This is a genomic window from Pseudomonas sp. 1176_21, from assembly GCF_052850635.1.
This window is the reverse complement of sequence record NZ_VXCV01000050.1, coordinates 1-242: the sequence shown is the minus strand read 5'-3', so window position 1 is coordinate 242 and position 242 is coordinate 1. Positions and strand designations below refer to the sequence as shown.

The window sequence follows — 242 nt, the reverse complement described above, 5'->3', positions numbered from 1 at the left end:
CATCACGAAGCCAAGCACCACAAGGACCTGCCCGAGACCGCCGAACGCCTGGCCACTGCCAGCGAGCAGCAGGACGGCTTTGGCCAGCAGGCGCGCGAGGTACAGGCGCAGGAGGCGGGCGACCAGGACGAGGTGGCCAAGGCCCTGCATGCGCAGCACCAGGGCATCGTCGGCAGCGGCCCGACCAACCAGAGCGCCAACGAGTTTCCCGAGTTCAGCGAACCGCACCTGGTGCTGGCCAG

General features: G+C 69.0%; 1 protein-coding gene. It reads left to right on the top strand.

Annotation, left to right across the window (positions count from 1 at the left end; all coding sequences use genetic code 11):
• Window positions 1–242: hypothetical protein (locus FW760_RS26065; protein ID WP_446444127.1), on the top strand; the 242-nt coding region annotated here is incomplete at both ends.